Annotated in this window: 24 protein-coding genes and 1 tRNA gene; 19 read left to right on the top strand and 6 right to left on the bottom strand. The window is 61.1% G+C overall.

Annotated elements, in window-relative coordinates:
* The first annotated feature begins 6 nt into the window (after window positions 1–6).
* Both MPZ60_RS14715 and MPZ60_RS14710 read left to right on the top strand, forming a co-directional pair.
* Window positions 7–966, top strand: a complete 960-nt coding sequence (locus MPZ60_RS14715) for a Gfo/Idh/MocA family oxidoreductase (RefSeq protein WP_034354241.1) — start codon at window positions 7–9, stop codon at window positions 964–966.
* Between the two features lie 146 nt (window positions 967–1,112).
* Complete coding sequence (locus MPZ60_RS14710) at window positions 1,113–2,135, top strand: aldo/keto reductase (protein WP_034354237.1); 1,023 nt, start codon at window positions 1,113–1,115, stop codon at window positions 2,133–2,135.
* Between the two features lie 174 nt (window positions 2,136–2,309).
* On the opposite strand, the gene MPZ60_RS14705 is transcribed toward MPZ60_RS14710, so the two are convergent.
* Complete coding sequence (locus MPZ60_RS14705; RefSeq protein WP_034354234.1) at window positions 2,310–3,203, bottom strand: CoA transferase; 894 nt, start codon at window positions 3,201–3,203, stop codon at window positions 2,310–2,312.
* 275 nt (window positions 3,204–3,478) lie between these two features.
* On the opposite strand from MPZ60_RS14705, the gene ygiD reads away from it, so the two are divergent.
* Window positions 3,479–4,405, top strand: a complete 927-nt coding sequence (gene ygiD / locus MPZ60_RS14700; protein ID WP_080746098.1) for a 4,5-DOPA dioxygenase extradiol — start codon at window positions 3,479–3,481, stop codon at window positions 4,403–4,405.
* A 190-nt stretch (window positions 4,406–4,595) separates the two neighbouring features.
* On the opposite strand, the gene MPZ60_RS14695 is transcribed toward ygiD, so the two are convergent.
* On the bottom strand, window positions 4,596–5,792 hold the full coding sequence (locus MPZ60_RS14695) for an amino acid aminotransferase (RefSeq protein ID WP_003067573.1): 1,197 nt from the start codon (window positions 5,790–5,792) through the stop codon (window positions 4,596–4,598).
* Between the two features lie 175 nt (window positions 5,793–5,967).
* On the opposite strand from MPZ60_RS14695, the gene uvrB reads away from it, so the two are divergent.
* The 10 genes from uvrB (at window position 5,968) to MPZ60_RS14645 (ending at window position 14,920) form a co-directional block, all read left to right on the top strand.
* Window positions 5,968–8,034 (top strand): excinuclease ABC subunit UvrB, encoded by a 2,067-nt coding sequence (gene uvrB / locus MPZ60_RS14690; protein ID WP_304654347.1) that lies wholly within the window; start codon window positions 5,968–5,970, stop codon window positions 8,032–8,034.
* Window positions 8,035–8,262: 228 nt separating this feature from the next.
* Window positions 8,263–8,799 (top strand): Fe-S cluster assembly transcriptional regulator IscR, encoded by a 537-nt coding sequence (iscR, locus tag MPZ60_RS14685; RefSeq protein ID WP_003054211.1) that lies wholly within the window; start codon window positions 8,263–8,265, stop codon window positions 8,797–8,799.
* A 173-nt stretch (window positions 8,800–8,972) separates the two neighbouring features.
* Window positions 8,973–10,193, top strand: a complete 1,221-nt coding sequence (locus MPZ60_RS14680) for an IscS subfamily cysteine desulfurase (RefSeq protein WP_034354231.1) — start codon at window positions 8,973–8,975, stop codon at window positions 10,191–10,193.
* A gap of 34 nt (window positions 10,194–10,227) precedes the next feature.
* On the top strand, window positions 10,228–10,623 hold the full coding sequence (gene iscU, locus MPZ60_RS14675; RefSeq protein ID WP_003054213.1) for a Fe-S cluster assembly scaffold IscU: 396 nt from the start codon (window positions 10,228–10,230) through the stop codon (window positions 10,621–10,623).
* A gap of 4 nt (window positions 10,624–10,627) precedes the next feature.
* Window positions 10,628–10,951 carry an iron-sulfur cluster assembly protein IscA gene (gene iscA / locus MPZ60_RS14670; RefSeq protein ID WP_003054214.1) on the top strand — a complete coding sequence of 108 codons (324 nt, stop codon included), beginning with the start codon at window positions 10,628–10,630 and terminating at the stop codon, window positions 10,949–10,951.
* 147 nt (window positions 10,952–11,098) lie between these two features.
* Complete coding sequence (gene hscB, locus MPZ60_RS14665) at window positions 11,099–11,617, top strand: Fe-S protein assembly co-chaperone HscB (protein WP_034354228.1); 519 nt, start codon at window positions 11,099–11,101, stop codon at window positions 11,615–11,617.
* A 94-nt stretch (window positions 11,618–11,711) separates the two neighbouring features.
* Window positions 11,712–13,571, top strand: a complete 1,860-nt coding sequence (gene hscA, locus MPZ60_RS14660; RefSeq protein ID WP_003067582.1) for a Fe-S protein assembly chaperone HscA — start codon at window positions 11,712–11,714, stop codon at window positions 13,569–13,571.
* 15 nt (window positions 13,572–13,586) lie between these two features.
* Window positions 13,587–13,925, top strand: coding sequence for an ISC system 2Fe-2S type ferredoxin (fdx, locus tag MPZ60_RS14655; RefSeq protein WP_003054218.1), 339 nt, complete (start codon window positions 13,587–13,589; stop codon window positions 13,923–13,925).
* A gap of 172 nt (window positions 13,926–14,097) precedes the next feature.
* Window positions 14,098–14,829: a DNA polymerase III subunit epsilon gene (dnaQ, locus tag MPZ60_RS14650; protein ID WP_003067586.1), complete on the top strand. Its 732-nt coding sequence runs from the start codon at window positions 14,098–14,100 to the stop codon at window positions 14,827–14,829.
* A 16-nt stretch (window positions 14,830–14,845) separates the two neighbouring features.
* A tRNA-Val gene (locus tag MPZ60_RS14645) sits at window positions 14,846–14,920 on the top strand.
* A gap of 27 nt (window positions 14,921–14,947) precedes the next feature.
* Here MPZ60_RS14645 and MPZ60_RS14640 read toward each other — a convergent pair.
* The 4 genes from MPZ60_RS14640 to msrB all read right to left on the bottom strand — a co-directional run bounded on the left by MPZ60_RS14640 (window position 14,948) and on the right by msrB (window position 18,516).
* On the bottom strand, window positions 14,948–15,304 hold the full coding sequence (locus MPZ60_RS14640) for a hypothetical protein (protein ID WP_052057594.1): 357 nt from the start codon (window positions 15,302–15,304) through the stop codon (window positions 14,948–14,950).
* A 129-nt stretch (window positions 15,305–15,433) separates the two neighbouring features.
* The gene (gene msrA, locus MPZ60_RS14635) at window positions 15,434–16,174 is read right to left on the bottom strand and encodes a peptide-methionine (S)-S-oxide reductase MsrA (RefSeq protein WP_052057593.1); all 741 of its coding nucleotides are present in this window, start codon (window positions 16,172–16,174) and stop codon (window positions 15,434–15,436) included.
* Window positions 16,175–16,178: 4 nt separating this feature from the next.
* Window positions 16,179–18,011, bottom strand: a complete 1,833-nt coding sequence (locus tag MPZ60_RS14630; RefSeq protein ID WP_034354224.1) for a cytochrome c biogenesis protein DipZ — start codon at window positions 18,009–18,011, stop codon at window positions 16,179–16,181.
* Window positions 18,012–18,024: 13 nt separating this feature from the next.
* Complete coding sequence (gene msrB, locus MPZ60_RS14625; RefSeq protein WP_034354221.1) at window positions 18,025–18,516, bottom strand: peptide-methionine (R)-S-oxide reductase MsrB; 492 nt, start codon at window positions 18,514–18,516, stop codon at window positions 18,025–18,027.
* A 177-nt stretch (window positions 18,517–18,693) separates the two neighbouring features.
* Between msrB and MPZ60_RS14620 the strand changes: the two genes are divergently transcribed.
* From MPZ60_RS14620 to MPZ60_RS14595, 6 genes are all read left to right on the top strand, one after another.
* Window positions 18,694–19,410: a response regulator transcription factor gene (locus MPZ60_RS14620; RefSeq protein ID WP_034354217.1), complete on the top strand. Its 717-nt coding sequence runs from the start codon at window positions 18,694–18,696 to the stop codon at window positions 19,408–19,410.
* Window positions 19,407–20,873, top strand: coding sequence for a HAMP domain-containing sensor histidine kinase (locus MPZ60_RS14615; RefSeq protein WP_034354214.1), 1,467 nt, complete (start codon window positions 19,407–19,409; stop codon window positions 20,871–20,873). Before MPZ60_RS14620 ends, MPZ60_RS14615 begins: the two co-directional genes overlap by 4 nt.
* 455 nt (window positions 20,874–21,328) lie before the next feature.
* A complete protein-coding gene (locus tag MPZ60_RS14610; RefSeq protein ID WP_034354211.1) occupies window positions 21,329–22,027 on the top strand; it encodes a gluconate 2-dehydrogenase subunit 3 family protein in 699 nt (232 codons plus the stop codon).
* Between the two features lie 3 nt (window positions 22,028–22,030).
* The gene (locus MPZ60_RS14605) at window positions 22,031–23,800 is read left to right on the top strand and encodes a GMC family oxidoreductase (protein WP_034354208.1); all 1,770 of its coding nucleotides are present in this window, start codon (window positions 22,031–22,033) and stop codon (window positions 23,798–23,800) included.
* Window positions 23,801–23,812: 12 nt separating this feature from the next.
* A complete protein-coding gene (locus tag MPZ60_RS14600) occupies window positions 23,813–25,192 on the top strand; it encodes a cytochrome c (RefSeq protein WP_034354205.1) in 1,380 nt (459 codons plus the stop codon).
* 370 nt (window positions 25,193–25,562) lie between these two features.
* Complete coding sequence (locus MPZ60_RS14595; RefSeq protein WP_003062481.1) at window positions 25,563–26,018, top strand: Lrp/AsnC family transcriptional regulator; 456 nt, start codon at window positions 25,563–25,565, stop codon at window positions 26,016–26,018.
* The last annotated feature ends 175 nt before the right edge of the window (window positions 26,019–26,193 follow it).

Raw genomic sequence — 26,193 nt, 5'->3', positions numbered from 1 at the left:
CCAATCATGAGCAAGACCATCAAAGTAGCGCTGGCTGGCGCAGGTGCCTTCGGCATCAAGCACCTGGACGGCATCAAGAACATCGACGGCGTGGAAGTCGTCTCCCTGGTCGGTCGCCGCTTTGACCAGACCAAGGAAGTGGCCGACAAATACGGCATCAAGCATGTGGCAACCGATCTGGCCGAAAGCCTGGCGCTGCCCGAAGTCGATGCCGTGATCCTGTGCACGCCCACGCAGATGCACGCCGAACAGGCCATTGCCTGCATGAAGGCCGGCAAGCATGTGCAGGTCGAGATTCCTCTGGCCGATGCCCTGAAGGACGCGCAGGAAGTGGCCGAGCTGCAAAAGCAGACCGGTCTGGTGGCCATGGTGGGTCATACCCGCCGTTTCAACCCCAGCCACCAGTGGGTGCACAAGAAGATAGCAGCCGGCGAGTTCAACATCCAGCAGATGGATGTGCAAACCTACTTCTTCCGCCGCACCAATATGAACGCGCTGGGCCAGGCTCGCAGCTGGACCGACCACCTGCTGTGGCACCATGCCGCCCACACCGTGGACCTGTTCGCCTACCAGGCCGGCAGCCCCATCGTCAAGGCCAACGCCGTGCAAGGCCCCATCCACAAGGATCTGGGCATCGCCATGGACATGAGCATCCAGCTCAAGGCCGCCAACGGTGCGATCTGCACGCTGAGCCTGTCGTTCAACAATGACGGCCCTCTGGGTACCTTCTTCCGCTACATCGGCGACACCGGCACCTATCTGGCCCGCTACGACGATCTGTTCAACGGCAAGGACGAGAAGATCGACGTGTCCCAGGTCGATGTGTCCATGAACGGCATCGAGCTGCAGGACCGCGAATTCTTCGCCGCCATCCGTGAAGGCCGCGAGCCCAACTCCAGCGTGCAGCAGGTGTTCAACTGCTACAAGGTCTTGCACGATCTGGAGCAGCAACTGAACGCCGAATAAGTCCCGGTGATCGATTGAGACAGACAAAGGCCGGGGCATGCTCCGGCCTTTGCTGTTTTTGCTTTGAAATTTATAGCTTTAAACGCTCTGTTCATATGGGCTATAGGCTATAAATGCCTTAACTTTGCCATCCTCAAGGAGCATCCGTGCAAAACCGACCACTAGGCCCATTCAGCGTCGCCAATGTCGCGCTGGGCTGCATGAATTTCTGCCATGCCTACGGCAACCCCGTCTCTACCGAGCAGTCGCACGCCGTGCTGCATGCGGCACTGGACGCGGGCGTCACGCTGTTCGACACTGCCGCGCTCTATGGCTTTGGCGCCAGCGAATCGCTGATCGGCCCCGTGCTCAAGCCCCACCGCAACCACATCACCCTGGCCAGCAAATGCGGCATGGCGGGCGTACGTGGCGAAGACGGCGTGATGCGCCGCGTCATCGACGGTCGTCCTAAAACCCTGCGCCAGAACTGCGAAGACAGCCTCAAGCGCCTGGGCACCGATGTGATCGATCTCTACTATCTGCATCGCTGGGACAGGAACGTGCCCATCGAGGAGTCGGTGGGCGAGATGGCACGCCTGAAGGAAGAGGGCAAGGTTCGCGCTCTGGGTCTGTCGGAAGTGGGCGTCGATGCGCTGCGCCGCGCGCACAAGGAGCACCCGATTGCCGCGCTGCAAAGCGAATATTCGCTGTGGTCGCGCAATGCGGAGCTGGGCACGCTCGCCGCCTGCAAGGAGCTGGGCATTGCCTATGTGGCCTTCAGCCCCATGGGCCGCGCCTTCTTCAGCGGCAAGCTGCAGCAGGTGGACAACCTGGTCAAGGGCGATATCCGCGCCACCATGCCGCGCTTTGCAGGCGATGCCTACGCGCAGAACCTGCGCCTGCTGGCGCCCATGCAGGCCGTGGCGGAAAAAGCCGGCTGCACGCTGGCCGAGCTGGCCATCGCCTGGGTGCTGCACCAGGGCGAACATGTGATTGCCTTGCCCGGCACCACCAGCGTGGAGCATTTGCACGAAAACATTCGCGGCGGCAGCGTCCAACTCGACGCCGAGCTGCTGGCCGAGCTCGATGACATCTTCAAGCCCGAAGCCATTGCGGGCGACCGCTATGCGCTGCAAGGCCAGGGCGAGGTCGATACCGAGAAATACGCGTTTGAAAAGCGCCCAGGCTAGTGCCTTTGCGGACGCCCGGTCAGGGGCCGTCTGCGGCGTTGCCTCGCCGGCCGCGCAAATCCTCGCAATAGCACCACTATTGCTGCGGTATCGCGCGCGGGGGGCCGCCCCCTAGCATCCCATTCCGCGAAGGCCCTGGCGCGGAGGGGGAGCGTAAACAGGTTCTGGTTTGCTTCAGGTTTGGGGCAGGGCGTGCAGGGGAATATCCTTCTCCTGTGCCAGCTGCATCAGTTGCGCGCAGCTGCGTGCGGCCAGAAACCGGGCCACGCCCTGATGGATCTCGGGCTTGCGCATATCGGTTGGGTTGCTGAACAGCAGGTCTGCCGCTTCACACAGGCGCTGGGCAAAGTGAGGCTCCAGCGCGGCCACGGCCACGATGCCGTCGGCACAGGGATAGATGCGGTAGCCCGCATGGGCGCCGCCGACATCGCCTGCGGGCTGGGTCAGGCCCCAGTGCCAGGGCAGGGCCAGCCATTGCGCGGCCTGGGCCAGTCCGACCTCGCGCAGTATGCCGCGCCCGCTGCGGCTGCTGACCAGCACGGCCTGGAGCACGGCTTCGCTGGCCATCAGCGCCCCCGCCATATCGGCAAACAGGCTGGGGGGCAGGGCGGTGCTGTGCACGAGGCCCGCTTCGGCCTGATAGGTGAGGTCATGGCCGGGGACATCGGCCAGCTCGCCCGCGCTGCCGACCACGCGCACCAGCGACAGCCCGGGGTAGCGCTGCTGCAGGGCTTCCCAGCCCAGGCCCAGCTTGCTCAGGGCCGAGGGACGGAACGAGGTCAGCAGCACATCGGTTTGCGCCAATTGCGCATGCAGACTGGCCTGGCCTTCGGCGGTCTTGAGATCGGCCTGCAGGGTTTGCACCCTGTCATGCATCTGCGCGTAGGCATCGGGGCAGTAGAGGCCCATGGGGTCGGCGCTGCGGCTTGCGCCGGGTGCCAGAGGCTCGAGCTTGCGGCAATCGGCTCCCATGCCGGCGCAGCGCCACAGTGCGGCGGGGCCGGGCAGGTTCAGAGCCAGGCTCAGTATGCGAATTCCTTGCAGGGGTTGAATGGCGGTTCTGGGCATGAGTGGGAGTATTCCTTGTCTGGACTTGTGCAAGCCAGGGTGGCATCAGGATGGCTTGCTTGAAGCGAAGCCCTTGCCTGAGCCTGTTTGGCGTGAGTCGTGCTTGTACAACTGCTGTTGTAGTGCAAGCCGGGCCCTGACCCTGGCACTTTCAGGACAGTCTGTTGCGGAGGCGGTGCTTTCAGGCGCTGTCGCGCTGTGGCAAGCTTGTCCTATCTGTAAAAAAATGCCCCTAGGGGCGTGTTCGATTGACCGAGATGCGTAGACGTACGCTTTTGTCCCTGGGCGCTGCCTCCGTGCTGGCCGCCGGCGGGGGCTGGAAGGCTTTTTCCATGAACTCCACTTCTTCTTCCTTGTTGCCCGAGCAACTGTTGCAGCAGCTCAAGCCTTCGCCGCGCATGCCGGTGATGTTCCTGGGCCACGGCAGCCCCATGAATGTGATCGAGGACACGCACTGGCGCCAGAGCTGGAAGGCGCTGGGTCAGGAGCTGACGGCCAAGGGCATTGCGCCGCAGCTGATTCTCTGCGTCTCGGCCCACTGGCTGACCGAGTCCGACTGGGCGCTGACCGGCATGGCCCAGCCGCGCACGATTCATGACTTCGGCGGCTTTCCGCAAGAGCTGTTCGACCAGCAATATCCGGCCCCCGGTGCGCCCGAGGTGGCCAGGCAACTGGCGGCCGAGCTGCATTCGCCGCTGGACGGATCGGCCTTGCTGGTGGACCAGAAATGGGGTTTTGACCATGGCACCTGGTCGGTGCTGCTGCCCATGTTCCCCGAGGCCAGCATTCCCGTCATGCAGCTGAGCATGCCTTATGGGCTGGCGCCCGAAAAGCATTTCGAGATGGGCCGGCAACTGCGCGCGCTGCGCGACCGCGGCGTGCTGATCGTGGGCAGCGGCAATATCGTGCACAACCTGCGCGCCATGCAGCGCAGTGCCAGCGACAACCAGGCCTATGACTGGACGATACAGTTCGACACCGAAGTGCAGCAGCGTCTGGACAGCGGCAATCTGGCTGATTTGAGCACCTTTCTGGACTGGGGTCCGCAGGCCCGTCTGGCCCATCCCACGCACGACCACTATCTGCCTCTGCTGTATGCGGCAGGTGCCGTGCAGGAGGGCGAAGCGCCGCGCGTGTTCAACACGGCCTACCAGTATGCGGCGCTGTCCATGCGCTCGGCCATCTGGGGACTGAGCGCCTGATAAAGATTTTGATAGCTTGCTGCGCTTGGTTTACAAGGTTTTTAGATAATTTTCTGCCTGAAAGCGATATGGGAAGAGCGCTGGCAGCTATCAATTAATAGGTGGACACTGAAGCAGCCATAAAAAAAGAGCAACGGATTAAAAGTCCGTTGCTCTTTGGTCTTCAGGGCCGAAGCCCCGAATCGTGAGCTTAGATCACGGCGGCGATGGCCTTGCAGACATAGTCGATGTTCTTGCTGTTCAGCGCAGCCACGCACATGCGGCCGGTGTCGGTGCCGTACACGCCGAACTCGGAGCGCAGGCGCACCATCTGGTCCTTGGACAGGCCGGAGTACGAGAACATGCCGATCTGGGTGGTGATGAAGGACATGTCCTGGGTCACGCCGGCAGCCTTCAGGCCGTCAACCAGCTTCTGGCGCATGGCCTTGATGCGCACGCGCATCTCGCCCAGCTCCTTCTCCCACAGAGCGTGCAGCTCAGGGTTGTTCAGCACGGCTGCCACGACGGCGCCGCCATGGGTGGGAGGGTTGGAGTAGTTGGTGCGGATGACGATCTTCAGCTGCGACAGCACGCGAGCGGCTTCTTCCTTGTCGGAGGCCACCACGGACAGGGCGCCCACGCGCTCGCCGTACAGGCTGAAGCTCTTGGAGAAGGAAGTCGAGACAAAGATGTTCAGGCCGGCAGCCACGAACTTGCCGATCACGGCGCCGTCTTCGGCGATGCCGTGGCCAAAGCCCTGGTAGGCCATGTCCAGGAAGGCGACCAGGCCCTTGGCCTTGACGACGGCGATCACTTCATCCCACTGGGCGGCAGTGATGTCGTAGCCGGTGGGGTTGTGGCAGCAGGCGTGCAGCACGACCACGGTGCCGGCAGCGGCAGCGTTCAGGTCGGCCAGCATGCCGGCGAAGTCGATGGAGCGGGTGGCTGCATCGTAGTAAGCGTAGGTGCCGACTTCAAAACCAGCGTTGGTGAAGATGGCCTTGTGGTTTTCCCAGCTGGGGTTGGAGATCAGGACCTTGGCGTTGGGGTTGAGCTTCTTGAGGAAGTCGGCGCCGATCTTCAGGCCGCCGGTGCCGCCGATGGCTTGCACGGTGGCCACGCGGCCGGACTTGACCACGTCGGACTCGGCTCCGAACACCAGGGCCTTGACGCCGTTGTCATAGGCGGCAATACCGTCGATGGGCAGATAGCCACGGGCGGTGGGCTTTTCCATCATGGCCTTCTCGGCGGCCTGCACGCACTCCAGCAGGGGCAGCTTGCCGTTGTCGTCGAAGTACACGCCCACGCCCAGGTTCACTTTGTTGGGGTTGGAGTCAGCGTTGAATTGCTCGTTCAGACCCAGGATGGGGTCGCGGGGGGCCATTTCGACGGCGGTAAACAGAGACATGAAAAAATCCTTGAGGGATGGAAATAAGTCAGGTCACCCCCAGCTACTGCTCCGAGCGCGTTATACGGGCAGGGCATTGCCCGGTGCTCGAAAAAACGCATCAGCCTAGGTTAGGCTTGAGGGTTGGGCTGCCATTCTACTCCGCGCTTACCCTATGCGTCATGGACATGAGATCATGCAAGAACAAAATATGAATGCCGAGCCGCAAGGCCGTTTCGTGCAATACCCGGACTCGCCGTTCGAGCTGTTCCAGCCCTATCCACCGGCGGGCGATCAGCCTGCGGCCATCGAAAAACTGGTCGAAGGCGTCAATGACGGCGAGTCCTTCCAGACGCTGCTGGGCGTGACGGGTTCGGGCAAGACCTTCACCATGGCCAACGTGATCGCGCGTCTGGGCAAGCCCGCCATCGTGTTTGCGCCCAACAAGACGCTGGCGGCACAGTTGTACTCCGAGTTCAGGGAGTTTTTCCCGAAAAACGCGGTCGAGTACTTCGTCAGCTACTACGACTACTACCAGCCCGAAGCCTATGTGCCCCAGCGCGACCTGTTCATCGAAAAGGACAGCGCCATCAACGAGCACATCGAGCAGATGCGCCTGTCCTGCACCAAGAGCATCATGGAGCGGCGCGATGTGGTGATCGTGGCCACCGTCTCTGCCATCTACGGCATCGGCGAGCCCGAGAGTTATCACCGCATGATCATGACGCTGCGCGCGGGCGACACGCTCAACCAGCGCGACGCGATCGCGCAGCTGATCCGCATGCAGTACCAACGCAACGACCAGGATTTCTCGCGCGGCACCTTCCGCGTGCGCGGTGACACCATCGATGTGTTCCCGGCCGAGCATTCGGAGCTGGCCGTGCGCATCGAGCTGTTCGACGATGAGGTCGAGAGCCTGCAACTGTTCGATCCGCTCACGGGCCGGGTGCGCCAGAACATTCCGCGCTTCACCATCTATCCCAGCAGCCACTATGTGACGCCGCGCGACAAGGTGCTGGCGGCCGTGGAGACCATCAAGGAAGAGCTGGCCGAGCGCCTCAAGCAGCTCGTGGGCATGGGCAAGCTGGTGGAGGCGCAGCGCCTGGAGCAGCGCACGCGCTTCGATCTGGAAATGCTCAGCGAAGTGGGGCACTGCAAGGGCATCGAGAACTACACGCGCCATCTCTCGGCCTCCAAGCCTGGCGATCCGCCCAGCACGCTGACGGACTATCTGCCGCGCGACGCCATCATGTTCCTCGACGAGAGCCATCAGATGATCGGCCAGCTCAACGCCATGTACAACGGCGACCGGGCGCGCAAGACCACACTGGTGGAATATGGCTTCCGCCTGCCTTCGGCGCTGGACAACCGGCCGCTCAAGTTCGAGGAGTTCGAGCAGCGCATGCGCCAGGTGGTGTTCGTCTCGGCCACGCCCGCCGAATATGAAAAGACTCATGCCGGGCAGGTGGTGGAGCAGGTGGTGCGCCCCACGGGCCTGGTCGATCCCGAGATCGAAGTGCGGCCGGCCATTCATCAGGTCGACGACGTGCTGCAGGAGATCCGCCAGCGCGTGGAGCTGGAGGAGCGCGTGCTCATCACCACGCTGACCAAGCGCATGGCCGAGCAGTTGACCGAATATCTGACCGACAACGGCGTGAAGGTGCGCTATCTGCACTCCGACGTGGATACGGTGGAGCGCGTGGAAATCATCCGCGACCTGCGTCTGGGAGCCTTCGATGTGCTGGTCGGCATCAACCTGCTGCGTGAAGGCCTGGATATTCCCGAGGTCTCGCTGGTGGCGATTCTGGATGCCGACAAGGAGGGTTTTCTGCGTGCCGAGCGCAGCCTGATCCAGACCATCGGTCGTGCGGCGCGCAACGTCAACGGCAAGGCGATTCTGTACGCGGACCGCATCACGGAGTCCATGAAGAAAGCCATCGGCGAAACCGAGAGACGCCGCGAAAAACAGATGGCTTTCAATGAAGTCAACGGAATCGTGCCAAAACAGATTGTCAAGAGGGTGAAAGACCTGATTGATGGTGTCTACAGCGAAAAAAGCGGCAAAGAGGCCGAACGTCTGCAGGAGCAGGCTCTACAACAGGCACGTGTCGAGGATATGTCGGAGAAAGACATCGCCAAGGAGATCAAGCGTCTGGAGAAGCAAATGCTGGAGCACGCCAGGAACCTGGAATTCGAGCAGGCAGCGCGTGTGCGAGACCAGCTTTCGCTTCTCAAACAGCAATTGTTCGGGGCGGCACCGTAGGAATATTTCTTCGCAAATCTCGGGGTTATTACGTGAGTGCACGCTGTTACCCGACAAAATTGATGGGGAATGTGATATACTCGCCTCAAACACTCAACAACAAACTTCCCTCACAGAAGGGCTCTGAACCTAATCACAGGACGGAGTAAGGGCGGAGACTGTGCTCGTCTAGGTACTGTGACCGGGCGTGCGTTTCTGTAACGAACAATCCTGACTGAAGGAGCTCGTATGCGTCTTACGACCAAAGGCCGCTTTGCGGTCACCGCGATGATCGACCTGGCACTGCGCCAGAACAATGGCCCTGTGACTCTGGCTGCCATCAGCCAGCGTCAGCAGATTTCGCTGTCCTATCTGGAACAGTTGTTTGGCAAGCTGCGTCGCCACGAACTGGTGGAATCCACCCGTGGCCCCGGCGGCGGCTACACCCTGGCCCGTAAGGCAACGGACATCACCGTGGCTGACATCATCGTCTCGGTGGATGAACCTATTGATGCGACCCAGTGCGGTGGCAAGGAAAACTGTCTGGGCGAAGCCGGCCGCTGCATGACCCACGAACTGTGGGCTGCACTGAATCAGCGCATGGTGGAATTCCTGGACTCCGTCACTCTGCAAAAGCTGGTGGACGAGCAACTGGCCAAGGGCATCCAGATCGAGGACAAGCCCGTGGTGCGCCGCGCCATCTCCACAGCACCCGTGGTCAAGCCCATCCGTGTGAACGCACCGAACTCGGTGTTCGCCCTGGGTAACGCCTTCGCGAAATCCTGATCCGGGGCCGCTCGAGCAGTGCTCGGGCGGCAACCAGATCGGCATGAAGCCCGACTCCGATAGTCAGGGCCTGGATGCATGCATGGCTGTGCGGCATGTTTCTTCGCCTTGATGGCACCACAAGGTGCATCGATTCCTCACGATTTGTCAGCCAAAAACAAGACGAGCCAGTCATGGACATGACCCCGCACTTTCCCATTTATCTCGACTACGGTGCAACCACTCCGGTGGACCCCCGCGTGGCGGACGCCATGATTCCCTGGCTGCGTGAACATTTTGGCAATGCCGCATCGCGCAGCCATGCCTGGGGCTGGGAAGCCGAAGAAGCCGTCGAGAAGGCCCGCAAGCAGGTCGCCGATCTGATTGGCGCCGACCCGCGTGAAATCGTCTGGACCAGCGGTGCGACCGAGTCCGACAACCTGGCCATCAAGGGTGCAGCGCATTTCTACCAGGGCAAGGGCAAGCACCTGATCACCGTGAAGACCGAGCACAAGGCCGTGCTGGACACCATGCGTGAACTGGAGCGCCAGGGCTTTGAAGTCAGCTATCTGGACGTGCAGGAAAACGGTCTGCTGGACATCGAAGTGTTCAAAGCCGCGATCCGCCCCGACACCATCCTCGCCAGCGTGATGGCCGTGAACAACGAGATCGGTGTGGTTCAGGATCTGAACACCATTGGCGCCCTGTGCCGTGAGAAGGGCATCATCTTCCACGTCGACGCCGCTCAGGCCTCGGGCAAGATGGATCTGAACATGCAGACCATGCCCATCGACCTGATGAGCCTGGCTTCGCACAAGACCTACGGCCCCAAGGGCATCGGTGCGCTGTACGTGCGCCGCAAGCCGCGCGTGCGCCTGGAAGCTCAGATGCACGGCGGCGGTCATGAACGCGGCATGCGTTCCGGCACGCTGGCAACCCACCAGATCGTGGGCATGGGCGAAGCCTTCCGCATTGCCAAGGAAGAGATGGCCAAGGATATGGAGCACGCACGTGCACTGCGCAAGCGTCTGCTCGATGGTCTGAAGGATCTGGAGCAGGTGTTCGTGAACGGCGATATGGAGAACGGCGTTCCCCATTACCTGAACATGAGCTTCAACTTCGTCGAAGGCGAGTCGCTGATCATGGGCATCAAGGGTCTGGCCGTGTCCTCGGGGTCCGCCTGCACATCCGCCAGCCTGGAGCCCAGCTATGTGCTGCGTGCCCTGGGCCGCAGCGATGAGCTGGCACACAGCTCCTTGCGCATGACCTTTGGTCGCTTCACGACGGAAGAAGAAATTGACTACGCGATCAAGTCGATCCGCGAAAACGTGCTGAAGCTGCGCGAGCTGAGCCCTCTGTGGGAGATGTACAAAGACGGCATCGACCTCAGCACTATTCAATGGGCTGCACACTAAGCATAGATTACAAAGAGTTCAAGAGGTAGACACCATGGCTTACTCCGAAAAAGTTGTTGACCACTATGAAAACCCCCGCAACGTGGGCTCGTTCGACAAGAGCGATGACTCCGTGGGCACGGGTATGGTGGGTGCGCCCGCTTGCGGCGACGTGATGAAGCTGCAGATCAAGGTCAATCCTGCCACCGGCGTGATCGAAGATGCACGCTTCAAGACCTATGGCTGCGGCTCTGCCATCGCCTCGTCTTCGCTGGTGACCGAATGGGTCAAGGGCAAGACGCTGGATGAGGCTGCCGCCCTGAAGAACAGCCAGATCGCCGAAGAACTGGCGCTGCCACCGGTCAAGGTTCATTGCTCCATCCTGGCTGAAGACGCCATCAAGGCTGCTGTGAACGACTACCGCGCAAAGCGCACGGCGACGGAAGCCTAAGGCCATGGCCATCTCAATGACCGAGGCGGCTGCCCGTCATGTGAACCGCTACCTTTCGCGTCGCGGCAAGGGGATTGGCGTGCGCCTCGGAGTGAAGACCACGGGCTGTTCCGGCTTGGCCTACAAGCTGGAATATGTGGACGAAGTCCAGCCCGATGATGTGGTGTTTGAAGACCACGGCATCAAGGTGTTGATCGACCCCAAGAGCCTGGCCTATATCGACGGCACGGAACTGGATTTTGTGCGCGAAGGCCTGAACGAGGGCTTCAAGTTCCACAACCCCAATGAGCGTGATCGCTGCGGTTGTGGCGAGAGCTTCAGGATTTGATTTTCCCTGAGTCGCTTCGCGCCTTCCCCCCAAGGGGACGACACCTTCGCTGCGAGGCGGCTCTTGCTCGGTGTCCCTGGCGTGTGTAGCGCCCAAGCGTAAGAACAGAACCGCCTCAGCGCTGCTGCAGGCGGTTTTTTTAATGCCATGAATCTGCAATCTGACGACTTTGAATTGTTTGGCCTGCCGCGCAAGTTTGCGCAGGAGCGCAGCCAGATCGACGCACGCTGGAAAGAGCTGCAGCGCGAAGCGCACCCCGACCGTTTTGCCGCCCAGGGCGCAGCCGCGCAGCGCGTGGCCATGCAATGGTCGGTGCGCATCAACGAGGCCTATCAGCGCCTCAAGGACCCGCTCAAGCGCGCGGCCAATTTGTGCGAGCTGGCGGGAGCGCCAGTGCGGGCTGAAGACAACACGGCCATGCCTGCGGCATTTCTGATGCAGCAGATGGAGTGGCGCGAAGCGCTGGAAGACGCTGCCAGCGAGCAGGAGCTGGATGCTCTGGAGGGCGAGATGCTCGCCGCCAAAAAGCAGATGCTTGGCGACTGCGGTCGTCTGCTGGACGAGGCTGGAGATGCCGCCGCTGCCGTGCAGCAGGTGAGAGCCCTCATGTTTGTTGCGCGATTTGCGCAAGATGTGGATCGCCGTCGCGATCAACTGGGACAATAAGAGCCAGAGCAACGCGCTGTGCCCTAGGCACGCAGCGTATCCACCTTGAGCGGGCCAGCCACGCTGGCCTCTGATGTTTCAAAAGAAGAATTTCATGGCGCTTTTGCAGATTTCCGAGCCCGGCCAATCCCCCGATCCCCACCAGCGACGCATTGCTGTAGGTATCGACCTGGGCACCACGCATTCTCTGGTCGCTGCAGTGCGCAACGGCGTGGCCGAATGCCTGCCCGACGATCAGGGGCGTGTGCTGCTGCCATCGGTGGTGCGTTACATGGAAATGGGCCGCCGGCAGATCGGTTTTGATGCCAAGGCCGCGCAGGCGCAGGATGCTGCCAACACTATCAGCTCGGCCAAGCGCTTCATGGGTCGAAGCCTGGCTGATATCGAATCGCCCGAGAAGCTGCCTTATCGCTTCAAGACCGATGACAGCAGCGTCATCTCCGTCGAAACCGTGGACGGCGCCAAGACGGCCGTGGAAATCAGTGCCGAAATTCTGGCGACCTTGCGTTTCCGTGCCGAAGACACGTTCGACAACGATCTGTATGGTGCAGTCATCACAGTGCCTGCGTACTTTGACGATGCCCAGCGCCAGGCCACCAAGGATGCAGCCAAGCTGGCAGGCATCAACTTGCTGCGCCTGATCAACGAGCCCACTGCGGCAGCCATTGCCTACGGCCTGGACAACGCGGCAGAGGGCGTCTACGCCGTCTACGATCTGGGTGGCGGCACCTTCGACATCTCTGTGCTGCGTCTTGCACAGGGTGTGTTCGAGGTGATCGCCACAGGTGGTGACTCGGCATTGGGCGGCGATGACTACGATGACGCGCTGGCGGCCTGGGTGGCGGAAAAGACCGGCACGCAGCTGGAGTCGGCAGCAGACAAGACCGCCTGGCGCATTGCCGCGCGCCATTGCAAGCAGGCCCTGACTGAATCAGAAGTTGTAGCGTTTACCGCTGATATTTCCTCGGGTTCAGTGTCTTTTGATGTCAAGCGTGAGGAATTCATTGCGCTGACTGCTCACTTAACCAGCAAGAGCCTTGCTGCCGTGCGCCGCGCGCTCAAGGATGCAGACCTGGGCCGCGATGAGGTGCAGGGCGTGGTCATGGTCGGCGGCTCCACCCGCATGCCCCAGATTCGCCAGGCCGTGGCCGACTTCTTCGGCAGCGAGCCGCTGACCAATCTCAACCCTGACGAAGTGGTAGCCTTGGGCGCTGCCATTCAGGCCAATCAGCTGGCCGGCAACAATACCGCCGGCGACCTGCTGCTGCTGGATGTGATCCCGCTGTCGCTGGGCGTGGAAACCATGGGCGGCCTGTCCGAGCGCATCATCACGCGCAACGAGACCATCCCCACGGCCCGCGCACAGGACTTCACGACGTACAAGGACGGCCAGACCGCTCTGGCCATTCACGTGGTGCAAGGCGAGCGTGATCTGGTGGCGGACTGTCGCAGTCTGGCGCGTTTCGAGTTGCGCGGCATTCCGCCCATGGCTGCCGGTGCGGCGCGCATCCGCGTGACCTTCACGGTCGATGCCGACGGCCTGCTGTCCGTCAGCGCCAAGGAGCAGACCAGCGGCGTCGAAGCGCATATCAACGTCAAGCCCTCCTACGGCATTTCCGACGACCAGATCGCCCAGATGCTGCAGGACGGTTTTGCCACGGCCCAGGAAGACATGAAAGCCCGCGCGCTGGTCGAGGCCCGCGTGGATGCCGATCGCATGTTGCTGGCCACGCAGAGCGCGCTGGACGTGGATGGGGATGTGCTCAGCGCCGAGCAGCGCGACAGCATTGACGGTCTGATGACCGCGCTACGCGCGGCCGTCGCCAGCGATGATCCGGCCGTCGTGGAGGGCGCAACACAGGCCCTGGCCAAGGGAACCGAGTCGTTTGCGGCCGAACGCATGAATCGCAGCATCCAGCAGGCGCTGGCCGGCAAGAGTGTCAACACCATTTAATTCATAAACAGAACAATGCCCATCATCAAAATTCTTCCTCACGCCGAGTACTGTCCCAATGGCACGGAAATCGAAGCTCCCGTCGGCACTTCGATCTGTGAAGCCATGCTGGACAACGGCATCAATATCGAGCATGCCTGTGATATGAGCTGCGCCTGCACGACCTGCCATGTCATCGTCAAGGAGGGCTTCAACTCCCTGAACGAGGCGGAGGAAGAGGAAGAAGACCTGCTCGACAAGGCCTGGGGTCTGCAGCCTCAGTCGCGCCTGTCCTGCCAGGCGATTCTGGCGCGCGAGAATGTGACGGTGGAGATCCCCAAGTACTCCATCAATCACGCTAAGGAAAATCACTGAGCACCCCCTGAGGCGCTTTGCGCCTTCCCACTCTCTCTACGCGCTTCGCGCCAGGGGAGGGGACGACACCCTCGGTGCGCGGCGGCGCTTCCTCGGTGTCCTGGCTTTGGTGCGCGCTTGTTTTAGAAATTGTTGGGCGATGTGAGCGCCGCAGGTAATTGGGAGAAATTGAATGTCGCGCCAAATTGTTCTGGATACGGAAACGACCGGCCTGTCGGCCATCGATGGCGATCGTCTGATCGAGCTGGGCTGCGTGGAGCTGGTCAACCGCAAGCTCACCGGCAACAATCTGCATCTGTACTTCAATGCGGGTCGGGACAGCCATCCAGATGCCTTGCGCGTGCACGGCATCACCACGGAGTTCCTCAAGGACAAGCCGCGCTTTGAGGAAAAGATCGACGAGATCTGGGAGTATCTGCAGGGCGCAGAGCTCATCATCCACAATGCGCCGTTCGACCTGGGCTTTCTGAACAACGAGCTCAAACTGGCCAAGCGCCCGCCGCTCAAGCAATGCGTGGGCGGAGTCCTCGACACCCTGGTCATGGCCAAGGAGATGTATCCGGGCAAGCGCAACTCGCTGGACTCGCTCTGCGATCGCCTGGGTGTCGACAATTCCAACCGCACGCTGCACGGCGCTTTGCTGGATGCGGAGCTGCTGGCGGATGTCTACATCAATCTCACGCGCGGGCAAGATGCCTTGCTCATGACCGAGGAGCCGGCAGATGCTCCGGCGGCTGGAGCGATTGTCGTTCCCTCGGTGGACCTGAGCAGCTTCAAGTTGCCAGTGCTGCGCGCCAATGAGCAGGAGCAGCAATCCCACGACGATGTGCTCAAGCAGATGGATAAATCCAGCGGTGGCAAGACTGCCTGGCGCAACTTTGAAAATGTGAGCGCCAATCCTTGATATAATCACGCCTATCGGGTGATTAGCTCAGCGGTAGAGCACTGCCTTCACACGGCAGGGGTCACATGTTCGATCCATGTATCACCCACCAAATACGAAAACCTCTTAGGTCATTGACCTAAGAGGTTTTTTGTTTGTGTGCGTACTGCGTACATCCCGTTGGCACGGGCTTTGCAGCTTGAAGTGGACGGCGTGGCAGCAGCCCTTCCGGCCGGAGCAAGCTCAGCCCTGATGATTCTTGGATGACCGCGCGGAAGGCGTGCAACCAGACTTCGCCGTGCGGAAGTTGTTCGAGCCAGGCCAGCGCATTGATCCCGACCTTGCCGTGGTGGCAATCGTGGACGCTGATCCAGCCGCGCCGGCTGTGCCTGAGTACCTCGTCCTGCTGCGTGCGCTGGCTAAGCGGTGGCTGCATGAGGAGGCAGAGGGGGAGCGAAGACATGCTGCACAGGCTGCTGGCGGTGGTGCCGGACATGACCGAAGCCGATGGGCAGGATGGTATTCATAGGGCGCCCTTGATGCGGCAGGATCGTCAGGGCGTGCTGCAGGCCATCAGCTGCGCCGACAATTGCTGCTCTGCCGCAGCATCGCTGAGATGGAGTCGCTATGGGCGCGTTTTCTTTACCAGAACCGGTTCGCTGCGGTAGCTGTCGGGGAAGAGGCGCTTGAGGCTGTTCACCTTGGGAATATCGTTGAAGACGATATAGGGGTGGCGCGGGTTTTCGGTCATGAAGTCCTGGTGGTAGAGCTCGGCCGGATAGAAACTGGCCTTGTCCTCGAGGCGGGTGACTATGGGTTTGGGATACAGGCGCGCTGCATCGAGCTGCGCGACGTAAGCCTGCGCTGTCTTGAGCTGGGCCGGGCTGGTCGTGAAAATTGCCGAGCGATACTGCGTTCCTGTGTCCGGACCCTGTCGGTTGAGCTGGGTGGGATCGTGGACGACAGAGAAAAATATCTGCAGCAGCTTTCCATAGCTCACCTGGGTCGGATCGAAGGTGATCTCGACCGATTCTGCATGGCCGGTGTTGCCGCGGCTGACCAGCTCGTAGGAGGCGGTGGATGCAGCACCTCCGCTATAGCCGGAGACCGCGCGTTGCACGCCCTTGACGTGCTGGAATACGCCCTGTACTCCCCAGAAGCAGCCGCCGGCAAAGATTGCACGCTGCGGGGAGGGTCCGGTGGCCGGGAGGTCCAGGACAGGGACAGGAAGGCGAACCGCTTCTTCGGCCGAGAAGGCCATTGGTTGCCAGAACAGTCCGCCGCCCAGCAAAACGATGCTGCCGGCCAGTGTCTGGAGCAGGCCGCGCCGGTTCAAGGCGGCCCCTGAGATGATGCGTGTGTTCATATGGCTATCCGAAAGTGAAGGCATAGGCAGAAACGCCGCTGTCCAGGAACTCGATGCTGAAGGTGTGCTCGGTAATGACTCCGGATTGGCGCACCAGCTGGTAAAGCCGCTGGCCGGAGACAGTGCCGCTGCCGTCGGCGGCCACGTCCACGCCGTGGGCGGTGCCGGGTGGTTTGCCGTCAATGCGGACCTTGAAGCGCACGGGCTTTCCGTCAGGGCCAGGGCTCAACACCAGGTGCAGGTCACGTGCCTTGAACCGGTAGACGATGCTGCCTGATGGACCGGTCAGCAAGGCGCTTTCCGCTCCAACCATCCATTGCCCGGCAAGGCCCCAGGTGTTCAGCCTGGGCTGTTCCGGTTCCCGATACGTTGCCGTCCTGTCGGGAACGGCTTTGGGTGTGGAGAGAAAGTTCTCGGCACGCTCATAACCCAGATAGGTCTCGGGGGACGCGACCTCATCCATGTTGGCGGCCAGTTGAACGCCCCCGGCATCTACCTCCGTCAGGCCCATGGTTGACTGGGAGCTGCCTGCCTCTTGGAGAAGCTGTTGTATCACCCGCTCCGACTCTGCGTAGCCGCCTTCGCCAAAGTGGTGATGGCGGATGCGTCCCGTGGCATCGATGAAGTAGTGAGCAGGCCAATACTGGTTCTTGAATGCACGCCAGATTGCATACTGGTTGTCAACGGCCACCGGATAGTTGATGCCCAGGTCTTTCATGGCCTTGCTCACGTTGCCGATGTCGCGCTCAAAAGCAAACTCGGGGGCGTGCACACCGACCACGATCAGGCCTTGATCACGGTATTTTTCTGCCCATGCCTTCACATAGGGAAGAGTGCGCAGGCAGTTGATGCAGGAGTAGGTCCAGAAATCCACCAGCACCACCTTGCCACGCAGGTCTTGCCCGCTCAGAGGCTTGGAGTTGAGCCATTGGGTTGCCCCGCCCAGCGATGGTGCGATGCCTTCATCGGGCAGTGCAGGGGCTTTATTCGGTGGTCCGCTCATGCGCATTGCGGCTCCTGCAGCCATCATGGCGCCCCCTTCGGCGGGTGCCGGGGATGGTCCCTGCATCATCGTGCCCGGATTGCCGCGCATGGTCGTGGGGTCTTCTCCATGAGGCTGGTTCAGGCGCTCGACCAGTTTCTGCTCCAGGCCGCCGGTGGATGCCGTTGACAGTCGAGCCAGCACGCCAGTATCGATCCCCAGGGCAATGGCGGCCACGCCCGCGAGCATGGCTGCACCGAGGCCGCGACGTACCCATTCACCGGCACCCAGCGAACGCTTGAGCGCGGCAAATACCCGCCCCCCCAGCAGCAAAGCCGCAGCCATGGAAGTCGCAGCCCCGGCGGCATAGGCCAGAAGCAGCAGGGTCGAGGCGGTGTTGGCGCCCTGCAGGGCGGCACCGGTCAATATCAGTCCCAGGATGGGCCCGGCACATGGGGCCCATAGCAGCCCCGTTGCGACTCCCAGCAAGACAGAGGATCCTGTTTGCGGTGCACCGCCGGTCTGTGCCGATTCCGACAGGCGTGCGCCGACTGCCACCAATGGGCGGGTCAGCCGCTCCGACAGATGCGGCAGCAGCAGTGTCAGCCCGAAAACCGCCACCAGAGCGAGTGCCAGCCAGCGGCCATACTGATTGGCCGCCACCACCCAGCCGCCGCCGACGGCGGCGAGAGAGGCAACGATCGCAAAGGTCAATGCCATGCCTGCCAGCAGTGGCAGGCCGTTGCGCACAAAGGGCTGGTTCGCGCGAGAGAACACAAACGGCAGCACGGGCAGGATGCAGGGACTGACGATGGTCAGCACACCGCCCAGATAGGCAAGGACGATCAGCAGCATGGCCTGTTTCTCCTCAGGCAGGTTTGGGTGTGAAAGCCAAGGCCAGGCCGTTCATGCAATAGCGCAGACCTGTGGGAGGCGGTCCGTCTTCGAAGACATGGCCGAGATGGCCGCCGCAGCGCCGGCAGTGCGCTTCGACACGCACCATGCCGTAGCTTCGGTCCTTGCGGGTGGCGACGGCGTTGTCCAGCGGCTTCCAGAAACTGGGCCAGCCGGTGCCGCTGTCGAACTTGGTGGAGGAGGCAAACAAGGGCAAGGAACAGCCTGCGCAGGAAAATGTTCCAGGACGATGCTCCTTGTTGAGCGGGCTGCTGCCGGGCGGCTCCGTGGCCTCCTGGCGCAGCACGGCATATTGCTGAGGGCTGAGCCGGGCACGCCACTGGGCGTCGGTATAGCTGATTTCGAAGGTCTCTGTCGCTGCAGTCGCGTGGCGCTGGAAGACTCCGGTGGCAAGCGCTGCGGCGGAGGCTGCTGCGCCCAGCAGCATATGGCGTCGGGTGGTCATGGCATCGGCTTTCTGGGTTCGATGACATTGAGCTTATGGAGTGGCGATCCCGAAGTCCTCACGCAAAGTTAAAAAAACGTGATAACTCCCCGCGAGCAGTTTGAGCACAATGTGAAATCATGTGGCTGTGCTCCACGGTGCAGCATCAACCACCCCCTGCCGGAGACCTGATTACCCATGACTCTCGCCCGTCGCATTCTGCTGGTCGAGGACGATGCCCACATCGCCGATCTGCTTTCGCTCCACCTTCGGGACGAAGGGCTGGAGGTGGTGCATTGCGCCCGCGGCGATGACGGGCTGGCGCATCTGGAGCGCGGTGGCTGGGATGCGCTGGTGCTGGATCTGATGTTGCCTGGCGTGGACGGCTTGGAGATATGCAGGCGTGCGCGTGCCATGACCCGCTACACGCCGATCATCATCATCAGTGCCCGCTCCAGTGAGGTGCATCGCATTCTGGGGCTGGAGATCGGCGCGGACGACTATCTGGCCAAGCCGTTTTCCGTTCTGGAGCTCGTGGCACGGGTGAAGGCTCTGCTGCGCCGGGTCGATGCTCTGGCTCTGAGTGCGCGCCTGGAATCAGGCAGCCTGTCGGTCAATGGGCTGGTCATGGATCCGGTGGCAAGAGATGCATGCCTGAACGGACGCCGTCTCGATCTCACGCCCCGTGAGTTCGATCTTCTGTATTTCTTTGCTCGCCAGTCGGGCAAGGTGTTTTCGCGCATGGACTTGCTCAATGCGGTCTGGGGCTATCAGCACGAGGGCTACGAGCACACCGTCAACACCCATATCAACCGGCTTCGTGCCAAGGTGGAGCTCAATCCAGCACAGCCGACGCGGATCCTCACGGTTTGGGGGCGCGGCTACAAGTTCGCTGAAACTGGAGAGGGCGAATGAACCTGACTCTGACCCAGCGGCTGGCGATCGTGTTTGCCGTGTTGCTACTGGTCTGCAGCGGTACCTCGGCCTGGCTGCAGCTTCGCTCCAACCGCATGCATGAACTGGAGGTGGTGCAAGCCTTGTCCCGGGACGTCGCCGAGAGTATTGCCCGCGATGCCCAGCTGACCGATGCGAATGGCTTGATGCCTAACGCGGTGCGAAATCTTTTCAACCAGCTGATGATGGTGAACCCGAGTGTGGAGGTCTATCTGCTGGAGCCTGACGGCCGCATCGCCGGCCACGCGGCACCCGAGGGGCGTTTGCGTCGCGACCGGGTCGATCTTGAGCCGGTGCATCGATTCATCGATGGACAGATGCTGCCGATTCTGGGCGATGATCCGCGCAGCCGCGATGGCCGCAAGGTCTTCAGTGCGGCCCCTTTGAGCGTGAACGGGCGGCAAGTCGGCTTCATCTATGTGGTGCTGCTTGGCGAGGCCCATGATCTTCTTGCAGCCAGAGGCTCGGCAGATGCGGTGTTGAAGACGGCACTGCTGTCGATTGGCATGGTCGGGCTGCTCTGTCTCGCTGCGGGCCTTGTCGCCTTCACCTTGATCACGCGTCCCTTGCGGCGTCTGACCGAGTCGGTTCGGCAGTTTGATATGCATGGCGCTCCTCCCGAGATGCCGGAACGCTCCCCGGATGTGGCCGATCACAGCCGTGACGAGATTGCAGTACTGGACGCTGCCTATCGGCAGATGGTGCTGCGCATCAGCGAGCAATGGGAAGCTCTCACGCGGCAGGATCAGGAGCGCCGGGAATTGATCGCGAATATTTCCCACGATCTGCGCACACCGCTGTCATCCTTGCATGGATATCTGGAGACCATGCTGCTCAAGGATGCAAGCCTGGAGCCTGCAGAGCGCAGGCGCTACCTTGGCATTGCGCTCGACCAGAGTCGAAGGGTGGGGGCCCTGTCCCAAAGCCTGTTCGAGCTGGCCAGACTGGAATACGGCTTTGTGCAACCGGAGCTCGAATCATTCTCTCTGGTTGATCTGGTGCAGGACGTTTTCCAGAAATTCGAGCTTGCGGCAGAGTCGCGCCATATCGCCTTGCAGGCGGACCTTGCTCCTCAACTTCCGGCAGTTCGTGCAGATCTGGGAATGATAGAGCGCGTCCTGAGCAATCTGCTGGATAACGCCTTGCGCTATACCCCCGAAGGCGGGGTGATCAGGATCGCCATAAGAGCAGTGGGCCAAGAGCTGGAGGTGACGATCAGTGACTCCGGCCTGGGCATCCCGCAAGAGTTGCGCGAAGGCCTGTTCAGGCGTCCATTTACCGTAGGTGGTGCCCGCCGTGACGGTGGCCTGGGCTTGAGAATCGTGCATCAGATGCTGGAGCTGCACGGAGTCTCCATTCATCTTGTCGAGAGTGGCGGACAGGGCACCACGTTCCGGTTTTCATTGCCACGGACTCCAGCTTAGTGTCGACAAAGTGCGCCGTCACCTTCCCTCTTTTGGCCGTATGAGTAAGCAGTGAAGGGCGAGTCTGGGCTTCTCCATCGTCTTGAGTCTGGCATCACTGCCTGGCAGCGTCTTGGGCCGCAGAGTAGTAGGTAGGCGGTCTTATGTCTTATATCTAAGTGAAAACCCCAGTTGCGCACTCCAATGAAAAACCACGACCTGCTGGCAGGCAAGTAGCTTGCCCGGTACAGATACTTGCCAGCGCAACTATTATCAAATTGTTAAGGCGGTATGGGCCGGCTTGAAAAAAGACTTTGGCTCTGCGTATGAGTGCCCGCTTTGCGGGCATTTTCTTTGGGGTGTGTGCTTCTTTCTGCCCGACCTCAAACCCACCGCTGATTCAAAAAACCTGAACACTCGGTCATCGCGCAACTGGCTGTGCATGGCCGAGGTTCGCACGATGTAGGAATCGCACAATGTCCAACTTTTCCCCACCAAGCCGCAGATCCTTTCTGTTCGCCTCCGGTGCTGGCGTCGCACTGGCTGGAACGGCCGTGGCAATGCGTGCCAACTCCAAAGAGCCTGCGCTCAAACTGGATGCATACAAGCCCGAGTACTTCAATGCGGACGAGTGGGCTTTTGTTCTGGCGGCAACAGCTCGCCTGATCCCGTCCGAAGGGGATGGACCTGGAGCGATCGAAGCTCATGTGCCGGTGTTCATCGATCGCCAGCTCAAGGGCTACTACGGCAATGCCGAGATCTGGTACATGGAAGGCCCGCACGACCCGGCCGCCACGCCCGATCGCGGCTGGCAATCGCCTCTGAACCCTGCGCAGCTCTATCGCAAGGCCATTCCCGCCTTCAATGCGGCTTGCACGGAGCGCTTTGGCAAGGAGTTCAAAAGCCTTGCCGCAGAGCAGCAGGACGAAGCTCTGACCGCGTTGCAAAAGGGCGAAATCAAGCTAGACCCTGAACTGAGCTTTTTCTTTACCACCTTGCTGGCCAATACCAAGGAAGGCTATTTCGCCGACCCCTTGCATGGCGGCAACCACGGCATGCAGTCCTGGAAATACATCGGCTTCCCTGGCGCCCGCGCCAGCTATGCCGAATGGGTCGATCAGCACAACGTGAAGTACCCGCTGGGGCCGGTATCCATCAAGGGCGAAAGGGCTTGAGTCATGGCACGCATTGAAAAGAAAAAAGACGTGGTCATCGTTGGCCTGGGCTGGACAGGCTCCATCGCCGGCATGGAACTGGCCGCTGAGGGCCTGGAAATCGTGGCGCTGGAGCGCGGCGGCGACCAGAACACGGTGCCCGAATTCAAGTACCCCAATCAGATCGACGAGCTGACCTATGGCGTGCGCCTGAAGAATATGCAGCATCCCCGTCAGGCGACCGTGACGGTGCGCCGCGACGACAGCGAAATCGCTTTGCCTTACCGTTCGATGGGCTCCTTCCTGCCAGCGAATGGCGTGGGCGGTGCCGGCACGCACTGGAATGGCTTGCTGTGGCGCCCTCAGCCCGAGGAAATCAAGCTGCGCAGCTATGTGAGGGAAAAATGGGGCGAGTCCATCATTCCGGAAGGCATGAACCTGATGGATTACCCCGTCAGTTACGACGAGCTGGAGCCTTTCTTCACCCGGTTTGACGAAGTGGCCGGCGTCTCGGGCAAGGCCGGCAATATCAAGGGCCAGATCCAGGCCGGCGGCAATCCGTTTGAAGGCTGGCGCTCGAAAGAGTACCCCATGCCTGCTCTGCCATCGACCTACGACGCGAGCAAGTTCGAAGCCTGTGCCAGGAGCATGGGCCTGCATCCCTTCCCGGCGCCTGCCGGCATTGCGTCCACGTCCTACGTGAACCCTTACGGCATGCAGATGGCTCCCTGCAACTTCTGCGGCTTCTGCGAGCGTTTTGGTTGCTACCAGTATTCCAAGTCCTCGCCCCAGACGGCGGTGCTGGATGCGCTCAAGCGCAAGAAGAATTTCTCCTATCGCACGCACTGCGAAGTGCTGAGTGTGGAGAGCTCGGAAGACGGCAAGACCGCAACCGGCGTGACCTACTTCGACTCCAACACGAACGAGGAAGTGTTCCAGCCCGCCGACCTGGTGATTCTGTCGTCCTATCAGCTCAACAACGTGCACCTGCTGCTGGTCTCCGGCATCGGCAAACCTTACGACCCCAAGACCAACACCGGGGTGACAGGCAAGAACTACGCCTACCAGATGAATGGTGGCGTGACCCTGTTCTTCAAGGAGGAGAACTTCAATCCCTTCATCGGTCACGGCTCCAACGGCATGTGTATCGACGACTACGGTATCAACCAGAACGACTTCGGCAAGCTGGGCTTCATTGGCGGCGCCTACTGGCGCGTGGGCACCATGAATGGCCAGCCCATCCGTTCCATGCCGCTGCCCAAAGGCACGCCGGGCTGGGGCGCAGGCTGGAAGAAGGGTATTGGCGAGTGGTATGGCCATTCCATGTCGATCGGCACGCATGGCTCGCACATGTCCTACCGCAACAACCATCTGGATCTGGACCCCACCTACAAGGATCCACATGGTCGCCCCTTGATGCGCATGACCTTCAACTGGCAGGACAACGACATCCGGATGACCCAGTACCAGAAGATCAAGGCCGAGGAGGTGGGCAACGCCTTGAAACCGGATCTGCTGCAGTCGGGTTTCAAGAATATCGGTGCCAAGTTCGACGTGCGTCCCTACCAGACCACGCACAACACCGGCGGTCACATCATGTCCGACAAGCCCACGGACGGCGTGGTCAATCGCTACTGCCAGGCCTGGGACAAGCACAACGTGTTCGTCTTCGGTGCTGGCAACTTCGTGCAGAACACCCAGTACAACCCTACCGGCATGGTCGGCGGCCTGGCGTACTGGACGCTGCATGCGATTCGCACCATGTATCTGAAAAACCCACGTCCGCTGGTCTGAGGAGAGCAAGACATGAAGAAAATCCTCAGCATTCTGATTGCGCTGATCGTTCTGGGCGCTGTTGCGGCGCTGGCGCTGATCTACGTCCCTTTCAAGCCCACACCCGCGAATGAAGCGCTGGCCGCCGACTGGAAAGCCGAAGCAGGCCGCGGCGAATATGTCATGCGCGCCAGTGATTGCATGGCCTGTCACACTGCCAAGGGGGGCGAGCCCATGGCTGGCGGTCGCGGCATTGACAGCCCCATGGGCACGATCTGGTCCTCCAACATCACGCCGGACAAGGAAACCGGCATCGGCAACTGGACTCTGGAGCAGTTCCGTGCCGCGATGGTGGACGGTATCGGTGGTCATGGCCAGCAGCTGTATCCGGCCATGCCCTACGAGAACTATCGCTTCATGAAGGAAAGCGATATTCGCGCGCTGTTCGACTACCTCCAGGCCGAGGTGAAGCCCGTCAGGAACGAGGTACAGGCCACCAGCCTGAGCTTCCCGTTCAATATGCGCTTCGGCATCCGTGCCTGGAACTGGCTTGCGCTGTCGGGTGACGCAGACTTCAAGCCCATGGCTGGTGACGATCAGCAGATTCGTGGTCAGTACCTGGTCGAAGGCGCCGGTCACTGCGCAGCCTGCCACAGCCCCCGCACTGCCTTCATGGCGCAGAACGGCACACGCCTGTCCGACTCCGGCTTTCTTACCGGTGGCATGGTGGATGACTGGTCTGCTCCAGCGCTGCGCGGCAAGGACGCGCGTGCCCAGAAATGGAGCACCGAGCAACTGGCCGCCTATCTGGCAACCGGCCGCAACGCCCATGCGGTGGCCAACGGAGAAATGGCGCTGGTGGTCGAACACTCCATGCAGTACATGACCGACGCGGACCTGAACGCCATGGCCAAGTTCCTCAAGACCATGGACGGCCAAGCCGCAGATGCAGCCCCTGAAAAAGTGGCCACGCCAGGCCCTCGCAGCACTGCGGTTGCCAGGGCTGACGAAGCTGGTGAAGTCACGGCCAAGCTGTTGAAGTCCGCAGCGCCCGACATGCCTTTGGGTGCTCGTCTGTATCTCGACAACTGCGCAGCCTGCCACTTTGTCAGCGGCAAGGGCGCTCCCGGGATCTTCCCCGAGCTGCAAGGCAATGCCATGGTGCTGGGCAAGGATGCCAGCCCGCTGGTGTCGGTGATTCTCAAGGGCGCTTCATCGCCCGCTACGGAGCGCCGTCCCATGCATCTGGTGATGCAGGGCTATGCCGACCGCCTGACCGACGGCGAAGTGGCCGCACTGGCCACCTTCCTGCGCACGGGCTGGGGCAACCAGGCTTCGGATGTGAGCGAAAGCCTGGTCAGCAAGGTGCGCAAGCATGTGCAAGCCGATGCTGCTCCGCAGCTAGCCCTGTAGACAGCATGAGCGTCCGCCAGGTGCCTTGTGCGCCGGGCCGGCTCCCGAAACCCGGCCCGATGGAAATCCGGCCGGGTTTTTTCATGCCGCTGTCGTTTGCCGGAGTGACTGAGCAGTCCAAATATCAACAGGCCGCATCACTGTGCTTAAGTGATGCGGCCTGTTGCATATGCGTATTGCGGATCAACCAACCGGATGCTGACGGTAAACGGCGCGGTATGTTGAATGGTTTTGCTGCGTCGGTAAACGTGCTTCCATGGACTCAAGTGTGCATGTTGCAGTGCAGAAAATGTTGCTTCAAATTCTGTAAATACAGTGTTGCTACAGAAAATTTTTCTGTTTTTGAATTTTTGGCAGTAAATTCCAAGATATGGATACTCTGGATAAAAAGATTCTTGCTGCATTGCAGGCTAACGCGCGCGCCAGTCTGCAGGAGATTGGCGCGGCCGTGGGTCTGAGTGCATCACCATGCTGGGCACGCATCAAGAAGATGGAGGAGGCCGGCGTGATCGAGGGCTATACCGTGCGTCTGAACCCGCAGGCGCTGGGACTGGCCGATTCGGTTCTGGTCATGGTCACGCTGGACAGCCACTCGGACAACACCCTGGAAAAGTTCGGTGAGGTGCTGGCCACCATTCCCGAGGTAGTGGAGGCGCATCTGGTTTCGGGCGAGTACGACTATCTGCTGCGTATCGTTGTCAAGGACACGCGCGATTACGAGCGCCTGCTGCGCGAGAAGCTCTACAAGATCAAGGGCATACGCCATAGCCAGTCCAGCTTTGTGCTGCGCACGCTGAAGAAGGCCGACCTGCCCCTGGGAGTGTGAAGCAGCATCGCTAAGCGGTGCCAGGTGTGGCTGAAGTCATTCAGGTTTCAACTTTCATCGAGACCTGGATGCAGACCGGATCGCCGGCCGCGTTGGCCCATCTGGGGGGGCTGCGCGGCGGATGTGATGGAGGAACGGATGAAGCTGATTCGGTGCTAGGGCGCCGCGTCAACTG

Source organism: Comamonas sp. 7D-2, assembly GCF_022749555.1.
GTDB lineage: Bacteria > Pseudomonadota > Gammaproteobacteria > Burkholderiales > Burkholderiaceae_C > Comamonas > Comamonas thiooxydans.
This window is presented reverse-complemented; position numbering and strand designations above follow the sequence as displayed.